Consider the following 8,982-nt stretch of genomic DNA (forward strand, 5'->3'; position numbering starts at 1 on the left):
AAAACAAACTCTCCTTTCAATATAAAATGGATTAAAAACAAATTTATAATTTAGTAAATATAAAAAAGCATAAGATAAGTAATCAAAGAAGATAGATGAATATAATAAAATAAATATTAAAAAATTTTTGCAATATATCATAATCTATTCCTTGCAAATTAAACGGAATGATTATACCTTAAAAAAATAACAAAAAGTTAATATTAATTAAGATAATATTTATATTAATTAATATATAGTTAATAAAATTATCAAATCATTAAGCCTTAAAAAGCTTAAATTCTCCATTCATAAATTGCATTCTAGCACTTAGATTATCAAGATAAAAAACTTCAAATTTTGGATTTTGCGGAGTTTCATAAAGATTTACAAGATAAGGATATTTTTTAAACATCATTTTTTTAACTTCTAAATTTGGTTCAAAAACCGCATTAGCTCTAAGTCTTAAGAAAGTCCCATCTTTTGCACAAGAACAAAATTCAATACCATTATAATTTTTTATATGTTTAAAAAGTCCTTTTGTATTTGCTGTGCAAAAATAAATTTTATCTCCCATAAGCAATGGACTTTGTATAGGACGCACTCTAGGATTTCCACAAGTTCCTAAAGTGGCTAAAAATGCCGGTGCATTATCATCTAAAAATTGTGCTATTTCTTTTAAATCCATCATTTTTCCTTACATATATAAACCACCATTAATCTTAAGCACATCACCTGTCACATAAGAGGCATAATCACTAAGTAAAAACGCTACACAATTAGCCACTTCTTCAGGTTCTGCAAAGCGTTTTAAAGGGATATTATCTTGATAAGCTTGTTTGATTTCATCGCTTAAAACTTCAGTCATATCGCTTTTTATAAAACCTGGAGTTACGCAGTTAAAACGCAAATTTCTACTTGCTCCTTCTTTAGCAAAAGATTTAGTCATAGCTATCATTCCACCTTTACTAGCAGAATAATTTACTTGTCCAGCATTACCCATTTCTCCGACAATAGAAGCGATATTCACAACAGCACCAAAGCGTTTTTTACTCATGGTTTTTAAAGCTTCTCTACAACCTAAAAAAGCTGAGCTTAAATTCGTATCCACAACGCCACTAAAGTCCTCTAATTTCATTCTTAAAGCAAGTTTATCATTTGTAACGCCTGCGTTATTTACAAGATAACTTAACTCTCCATCGCTCTCCACTATGGTTTTTACACCATTTTCAAACTCATCTTCTTTGCTTGCATCAAATTTAATCACAGCAGCAACGCCACCACTTGCAATAATTTCATCTTTTAAAGCATCTGCAAGTTCAGGTTTTGAACGATAATTAATCCAAACTTTAAGTCCAAAACCCGCCAAAGTTTTTGCGATAGAAGCACCTATTCCCTTACTTGCTCCAGTAATTAAAACATTTTTTCCACTAAATTTCATTATCTATCCTTAATAAGTTTAATTTTAAAAATTGCAATCTTAACAAATTTCTTATAAAAAAAGGCAAACAAACTAAAATAAAGCCTCATTCATTTCTTTTGGAATTTCTAAGTCTAAAATTTTAAGCACGCTTGCAGCGATATTACTAAGCCCCATATTATCTTTAATCTTTGAAACTCCCTTTGCTTGCACAAAAACAAAAACATCAAAAGTGGTATGATTGGTGAGCAAATTTCCTTTTTCATCTTGCATAGCCTCGCAATTTCCATGATCACTTGTAATGATAAAAGCATAATCATGCTTTTTTGCACATTCTACAATCTCGCCCAAACAAATATCCACCGCTTCAACAGCCTTTATAGCAGCATTAAAATTACCTGTATGTCCAACCATATCTCCATTTGCAAAATTTACCACTATAAAATCCTCACCCTTTTCTATGCCTTTTTTCACTACATCACACACTTCAAAAGCACTCATTTGGGGTTTTTCATCATAAGTTTTTACCTTAGGACTTGGGATTAAAACCCTTGTTTCATTTTCCAAAAGCTCTTCTTTCCCGCCATTAAAAAAGAAAGTTACATGAGCATATTTTTCGGTTTCTGCGGTATGAAGCTGACTAAGCCCTGCTTTAGAAATCACTTGAGCTAAAGTATTTTCAATTTTTTCTTTTTCAAAAAGCATAGGGAGTTTAAATTTATCATCATAAACACTCATAGTAAGTAAATTTTCAAAGATTTTTTCGCGTTCAAACTCTTTAAAATGCTTGGAATTTAACACTTCAACAAGTTGTTTCATTCTATCATTTCTAAAGTTGATAAAGATAATACCATCTTCTTCTCTCATGCCCTTGTAATTCTCATTTTGAGCTGCTTTAATAAACTCATCAGTAATATTTTCATCGTAAGATTTTTGTAGGTATTCTAATAAATTTGGCACTTTATAAGCCTTACCTAACAAGCACTCATAATATTCTTTCACCCTATCCCAACGCTTATCTCTATCCATAGCATAAAAACGCCCACAAAGCGTAGCAAAATGCACGCCTAAATTTTCACAAAATTCTTTTAAATCTTTTATGAAATTTAAGCCACTTTTTGGACTTACATCACGCCCATCAGTGATTGCGTGAGCAAAAACTTCATTGCCATTTTTCGCACAAATTTCAAGCATGGCTTTAAAATGCGTATCCATAGAATGCACCCCGCCATCGCTATAAAGCCCTATAATATGCACTCTTTTACATTTTGCTAAAAGTTTTTGTAAATTCTCATTTTTTTCAAGTTCTTTGTTTTCAATGGTTTTATTAATACGCACTAAATTTTGATAAATAACACGCCCACTTCCTATACACATATGCCCTACTTCACTATTTCCCATCTGCCCTTCTGGCAAACCTACAGCTAAACCACTCGTTTTTAGTAAAGAATTTGGGACTTCCTTAAAAAGCTTTTCATAACTTGGTTTTTTAGCTGCTTCAAAAGCATTAAACTTACTATTCTTATTATACCCTATTCCATCTGTAATAATTAAAACGCATTTTTGCTTCATTTTTCTCTCTTTTATAAGAATTTTTTTGGTTAGATTTTACTAAAATTAAACTTTTAAAAACCAAAAAGAAGGCTAGGTTTTGTATTATCTTTCAGATTTAAGTCATTATGCTTTTTTTACTTATATTAGTGTGCGTGCAGGATTTGCATTTTTTATCGCTTTATGTTTGTCTTTATTTTTAATGCCTAAATTTATTACTTGGGCAAAAGCTAAAAATGCTAGTCAACCTATTTACGAATACGCCCCAAAAACTCATAAAACCAAATGCCATACTCCAACCATGGGTGGGCTTATTTTCATCAGTTCTGCAGTAATTGCAAGTTTATTTTGTATCAAATTTGATAATATTTTTGCTATAAGTGCTTTACTTTGTTTGATACTTTTTTGTTTGATAGGTCTCATAGATGATTTAGGCAAAGTTCTAAAAAAAGATAATCATTCAGGACTTAGTCCAAGAATGAAGCTTTTAGCACAAATCATCGCTGGACTTATTTGCATCTTACCTTTATATTTTAGTTCAGAGCTTAGCACGGAACTTTTTATACCTTTTTATAAACACCCTCTTTTTGATATGGAAATTTTTGCCATTGCTTTTTGGATTTTGGTTTTAATTTCTAGCTCTAATGCTGTAAATTTAACCGATGGACTTGATGGCTTAGCTACAGTTCCAAGTATTTTTTCTTTATCTACTTTAGGGATATTCTTATATTTGAGCGGAAATTTAAATTATAGTGAATATTTACTTTTGCCAAAAATTCAAGGACTTGGTGAAGTGGTGATTATTTGCGCTGCATTAATCGGTGCTTTAATGGGATTTTTATGGTACAACTGTTATCCTGCGCAGGTTTTTATGGGGGATAGCGGAAGTTTAGCTTTAGGTGGATTCATAGGATTTTTAGCTATCATTAGCAAAAATGAAATTTTACTTTTACTCATAGGTTTTGTTTTTGTTCTTGAAACTGTTTCTGTAATTTTACAAGTTGGAAGTTTTAAAATTTTTAATAAAAGAGTCTTTAAAATGGCACCTATTCATCATCATTTTGAAAAAGTTGGCTGGGTAGAAAATAAAATTATAGTGCGTTTTTGGATGATAGCCCTACTTTCAAATTTACTTGCACTTGCATCAATAAAGCTAAGATAATGAAAATTTCACTTTTTGGATACGGAAAAACCACACGTGCTATTGCTGAAAATTTGGTAGATAAATTTGGGCCTTTTGATATCTATGATGATCATTTTACAGAAACAAAAAAAGATACACTAGGAAATTTACTTTTAAATCCTAATGATTTTGATGATAATTTAAGCGATATTGAAATTCCTAGTCCAGGTTTTCCACCAAAGCACAAACTCATTCAAAAAGCAAAAAATTTACAAAGCGAATATGACTTTTTTTATGATATCATGCCAAAATCCGTTTGGATAAGCGGAACCAATGGCAAAACTACTACCACTCAAATGGCTACACATTTATTATCACACATTGGTGCTGTTATGGGTGGAAATGTTGGAACTCCTTTAGCAGAGCTTGATCCTTATGCAAAACTTTGGATACTTGAAACTTCATCTTTCACCCTACACTACACTCATAAAGCTAAACCTGAAATTTATGCACTTTTACCTATAAGTCCTGATCATCTTTCTTGGCATGGAAGTTTTGATAATTATGTTCAAGATAAGCTAAGCGTTTTAAAAAGAATGAATGAATGTGATGTAGCAATACTGCCTAAAATTTATGCAAATACTCCAACAAAAGCTCATAAAATAAGCTATGAAGATGAAAAAGATCTAGCTGTTAAATTTGGCATTGATACGGAAAAAATTTCCTTTAAAAGTCCTTTTTTACTCGATGCTATCATGGCTTTAGCTATAGAAAAAATTCTACTTGATACTTTAAGCTATGAGCTTTTAAATAGCTTTGTAATGGAAAAAAATAAACTCGAAGAGCTTAAAGACAGTCAAAATAGGCTTTGGGTAAATGACACTAAAGCTACAAATGAAAGTGCGGTAATGGCTGCACTTAGTCGCTATAAAGATAAAAAAATTCATCTCATCATAGGGGGAGATGATAAGGGTGTAGATCTTAGCAATTTATTTGATTTTATGAAAGGATTTGATATAGAACTCTATGCTATAGGTATTAGTACCGAAAAAATGCTTGATTATGCAAAAAAAGCGAATTTGAAAGCCTATAAATGTGAAGTTTTATCTAAAGCTGTAAATGAAATTTCAAATCACTTAAAAGACAATGAAGTGGCTCTTTTAAGTCCCGCTTGTGCAAGTTTAGATCAGTTCAACTCTTACGCAGAGCGTGGAAAAGTCTTTAAAGAATGTGTGAATAAAATTTAATTTATTTTACAATCCATACAAATATACTAAACCTTCCAAACTCCTAAAAACACCCTATTCTCTTAAAAACCTTAACCAGCAACAAACTCTTTTTTAAACACGATTCTAAGCACCATCTAAAACAACAATAAAAATAAACATAGGATTTATATATAAAGTAAGCAATGAAGACATTTAACAAGTCCGCAATGAGCTACTTTCCCCCTGCCAGTAAGGCGTAGTATCATCACCCACGATGTGCTTAGCTTCTTGGTTCGGGATGGAGCAAGGCGTTTCCACATCTGTATAATCACGGACATTGTTATTTAAATATTCTTTGAAAGATTGAATTTAAAAAATAAAGCTTAATCTTTTTATTTCTTTACTTTTTTCTTTATTCTCTTTCTTCTTTTGTTTTTCTTTCTTCTTTACTTATCTTTTATCTTTGATAAGTTTTTATATAGAATACTTAAAAAACAATGTTAAGAGCAAGTTCTAATATAAACTTTACTTGAAAGATTTTATTAGCTTAAAAACATAATGTTTATATAAATATTTCATATAAAACATTCAAAGCTTTATAAAAACCTTAACAAGGAAGTGATGCTTTATTAAAGATAAGCCAAACGCTCTATTAGTACTGGTCAGCTAAAGGACTTTCATCCATTACACACCCAGCCTATCAAACTAGTAGTCTTCTAGAGAGCTTAGAGAAGATTCATCTTAGAGTTGGCTTCACGCTTAGATGCTTTCAGCGTTTATCCTTTCCAAACTTAGCTACGCTGCGATGCTCTTGGCAGAACAACAGCTACACCAGTGGTTTGTTCAACCCGGTCCTCTCGTACTAGGGTCAAATCTCTTCAATCTTCTTACGCCCACGGCAGATAGGGACCGAACTGTCTCACGACGTTCTGAACCCAGCTCGCGTACCGCTTTAAATGGCGAACAGCCATACCCTTGGGACCTGCTCCAGCCCCAGGATGCGATGAGCCGACATCGAGGTGCCAAACCTCCCCGTCGATGTGAGCTCTTGGGGGAGATCAGCCTGTTATCCCCGGGGTACCTTTTATCCTTTGAGCGATGGCCCTTCCACACAGAACCACCGGATCACTAAGACCGACTTTCGTCTCTGCTTGACTTGTATGTCTTGCAGTTAAGCTGGCTTATACCTTTATACTCTACGAACGATTTCCAACCGTTCTGAGCCAACCTTTGTAAGCCTCCGTTATTATTTGGGAGGCGACCGCCCCAGTCAAACTACCCACCAGACATTGTCCCACTTGAGGATAACTCAAGCTGGTTAGCTACCCAAATAAGAAAGAGTGGTATCTCAACAACGGCTCATATACAACTGGCGTCATATACTCAAAGCCTCCCACCTATCCTGCACATTCTTATCCAAGTAGCAGTGTCAAGCTGTAGTAAAGGTCCACGGGGTCTTTCCGTCTTGCCGCGGGTAGGAGGAATTTTCACCTCCACTACAATTTCACTGGATCCCTCTTTGAGACAGCTCCCATCTCGTTACGCCATTCATGCAGGTCGGTATTTAACCGACAAGGAATTTCGCTACCTTAGGACCGTTATAGTTACGGCCGCCGTTTACTCGGGCTTCGATCAAGAGCTTCGCTAATGCTAACCCCATCAATTAACCTTCGAGCACCGGGCAGGCGTCACACCCTATACATCCTCTTACGAGTTAGCAGAGTGCTGTGTTTTTGGTAAACAGTCGGGAGGGACTCTTTGTTGTAAGTTTCTTCGCTTTCGAAGTAAATCCTAGTACGAAGCTAACCACACCTTATACCGAAGATACGGTGCTATTTTGCAGAGTTCCTTAAAGAGAGTTCTTCCACGCGCCTTAGAATACTCATCCCACCCACCTGTGTCGGTTTACGGTACGGGCAACATTAGCTAAACTTAGAAACTTTTCTTGGCTCGACGGCATCAGGGGTTCTTCTATCCATCCGAAGATTTCAAAAAGCCTTTCAGTTCTCGGAGTGTTCTTATACGGATTTGCCTGTATAAGCTCCTACGACCTTAGACTAGCACTTCCATCCGCTAGCCCCCTTAGCCCTAAGCGTCCTTCCATCGCACACTAATGTTGGTATTGGAATATTAACCAATTTGCCATCGTCTACCCCTTTCGGACTCGACTTAGGACCCGACTAACCCTACGATGACGAGCATCGCGTAGGAAACCTTGGGTTTACGGCGTTAATGATTCTCACATTAATTATCGCTACTCATGCCTGCATGCTCACTTCTATTCGCTCCAGCACTCCTTACCGGTATACCTTCGACGCAAATAGAACGCTCTCCTACCACTTGCACACAACTTAAACTACTTAAACTACTTAAACTTTAAACCAAGAATATTTTTACTGATTTTACTAAGCTTTATTTCTATCTTTACTCTATAAAAATCAGTAAAAATATAACTAAAACATATAACTTAGTTTTTTATATTCTCAACTTAAATAATCTAAGTTGTGTGCAAGTCTACAGCTTCGGTACTTACTTTAGCCCCGTTATATTTTCCGCGCAAAATCACTAGACCAGTGAGCTATTACGCTTTCTTTAAAGGATGGCTGCTTCTAAGCCAACCTCCTGGTTGTTTAAGTAACTTCACATCGTTTTCCACTTAAGTAAGATTTAGGGACCTTAGCTGGTAGTCTGGGTTGTTTCCCTCTTGACGACGGATTTTATCACTCGCCGCCTGACTGCTGTGATTACATATAAGGTATTCGGAGTTTGATAGGGTTTGGTACATTGGTGTATGCCCTAGCCCATTCAGTGCTCTACCCCCTTATATTACGACACAACGCTATACCTAAATATATTTCGGAGAGAACCAGCTATCACGAAGTTTGATTGGCCTTTCACCCCTATCCACAAGTCATCCCGGGGCTTTTCAACGCCTATGGGTTCAGTCCTCCACTAGTTCTTACACTAGCTTCAACTTGCTCATGGATAGATCACTTCGTTTCGGGTCTGCAGCATCTGACTAAGCGCCCTATTCAGACTCGCTTTCGCTACGGCTTCGCGTTTGCTTAACCTTGCCAGACACCACAACTCGCAGGCTCATTATGCAAAAGGCAGTCCATCACACTGTATTGCTACATAGTGCTCTGAATGATTGTAAGCAAATGGTTTCAGGTTCTATTTCACTCTGATCACCTCAGTTCTTTTCACCTTTCCCTCACGGTACTTGTGCACTATCGATCTGGTATTAGTATTTAGGGTTGGATCGTGGTCGACCCGGATTCAGACAGGATTCCTCGTGTCCCGCCCTACTCAGGATACTGCTAGCTAAGCTTTGTTTTTCGCATACGGGACTATCACCCTCTATGGCTATACTTTCCAGAATGTTCTGCTAAACTCAGCTCTTGCACATTGCAGTCCTACAACCCCCAGTGCAAGCACTGGGTTTGCCCTCTTGCGCTTTCGCTCGCCGCTACTGACGCAATCTCTATTGATTTCTTTTCCTGAGGGTACTAAGATGTTTCAATTCCCCTCGTTCGCTCCTATATAGGTAATGTATATCTCTATACATTGGGTTGCCCCATTCGGAAATCTACGGATCAAAGCTTCTTGACAGCTCCCCGTAGCTTATCGCAGTCTAGTACGTCCTTCATCGCCTTTACCAGTCAAGGCATCCACCATTCGCTCTTAGTAGCTTACCTTTT

General features: G+C 36.0%; 5 protein-coding genes, 2 rRNA genes and 1 pseudogene. 2 read left to right on the plus strand and 6 right to left on the minus strand.

What is annotated here, in order from left to right; genetic code table 11:
* Window positions 1-259: 259 nt before the first annotated feature.
* The 4 genes and pseudogenes from AJ884_RS06090 to gpmI form a co-directional block, all read right to left on the minus strand.
* On the minus strand, window positions 260-670 hold the full coding sequence (locus AJ884_RS06090) for a pyridoxamine 5'-phosphate oxidase family protein (RefSeq protein WP_074470178.1): 411 nt from the start codon (window positions 668-670) through the stop codon (window positions 260-262).
* A gap of 6 nt (window positions 671-676) precedes the next feature.
* Window positions 677-1,420, minus strand: coding sequence for a 3-oxoacyl-ACP reductase FabG (gene fabG / locus AJ884_RS06095; RefSeq protein WP_002934631.1), 744 nt, complete (start codon window positions 1,418-1,420; stop codon window positions 677-679).
* Window positions 1,410-1,509: pseudogene (locus AJ884_RS10260) on the minus strand (3-ketoacyl-ACP reductase). The gene fabG and the pseudogene AJ884_RS10260 overlap by 11 nt, the downstream one beginning before the upstream one ends.
* A complete protein-coding gene (gene gpmI / locus AJ884_RS06100) occupies window positions 1,493-2,971 on the minus strand; it encodes a 2,3-bisphosphoglycerate-independent phosphoglycerate mutase (protein ID WP_070233366.1) in 1,479 nt (492 codons plus the stop codon). Before gpmI ends, AJ884_RS10260 begins: the two are co-directional and overlap by 17 nt.
* Before the next feature lie 79 nt (window positions 2,972-3,050).
* Here gpmI and mraY point away from each other — a divergent pair, with 79 nt between their 5' ends.
* Window positions 3,051-4,112 carry a phospho-N-acetylmuramoyl-pentapeptide-transferase gene (gene mraY / locus AJ884_RS06105; RefSeq protein WP_070233365.1) on the plus strand — a complete coding sequence of 354 codons (1,062 nt, stop codon included), beginning with the start codon at window positions 3,051-3,053 and terminating at the stop codon, window positions 4,110-4,112.
* Window positions 4,112-5,320: a UDP-N-acetylmuramoyl-L-alanine--D-glutamate ligase gene (gene murD, locus AJ884_RS06110; protein ID WP_070233364.1), complete on the plus strand. Its 1,209-nt coding sequence runs from the start codon at window positions 4,112-4,114 to the stop codon at window positions 5,318-5,320. The genes mraY and murD overlap by 1 nt, the downstream gene beginning before the upstream one ends.
* A gap of 180 nt (window positions 5,321-5,500) precedes the next feature.
* Here the strand turns inward: murD and rrf are convergent.
* Window positions 5,501-5,617: ribosomal RNA gene (gene rrf, locus AJ884_RS06115) — 5S ribosomal RNA — on the minus strand.
* Window positions 5,618-5,912: 295 nt separating this feature from the next.
* Window positions 5,913-8,979: ribosomal RNA gene (locus AJ884_RS06120) — 23S ribosomal RNA — on the minus strand.
* Window positions 8,980-8,982 lie beyond the last annotated feature (3 nt).

Source organism: Campylobacter sp. BCW_6463 (assembly GCF_001762785.1).
In the GTDB taxonomy this organism is placed as follows: Bacteria; Campylobacterota; Campylobacteria; order Campylobacterales; family Campylobacteraceae; genus Campylobacter_D; species Campylobacter_D jejuni.

What these genes read in the sequence shown, in the direction of transcription:
- AJ884_RS06090 (WP_074470178.1), bottom strand. Translation starts at nt 670, where the DNA reads ATGATGGATTTAAAAGAAATAGCACAATTTTTAGATGATAATGCACCG.
- fabG (WP_002934631.1), bottom strand. Translation starts at nt 1,420, where the DNA reads ATGAAATTTAGTGGAAAAAATGTTTTAATTACTGGAGCAAGTAAGGGA.
- gpmI (WP_070233366.1), bottom strand. Translation starts at nt 2,971, where the DNA reads ATGAAGCAAAAATGCGTTTTAATTATTACAGATGGAATAGGGTATAAT.
- murD (WP_070233364.1), top strand. Translation starts at nt 4,112, where the DNA reads ATGAAAATTTCACTTTTTGGATACGGAAAAACCACACGTGCTATTGCT.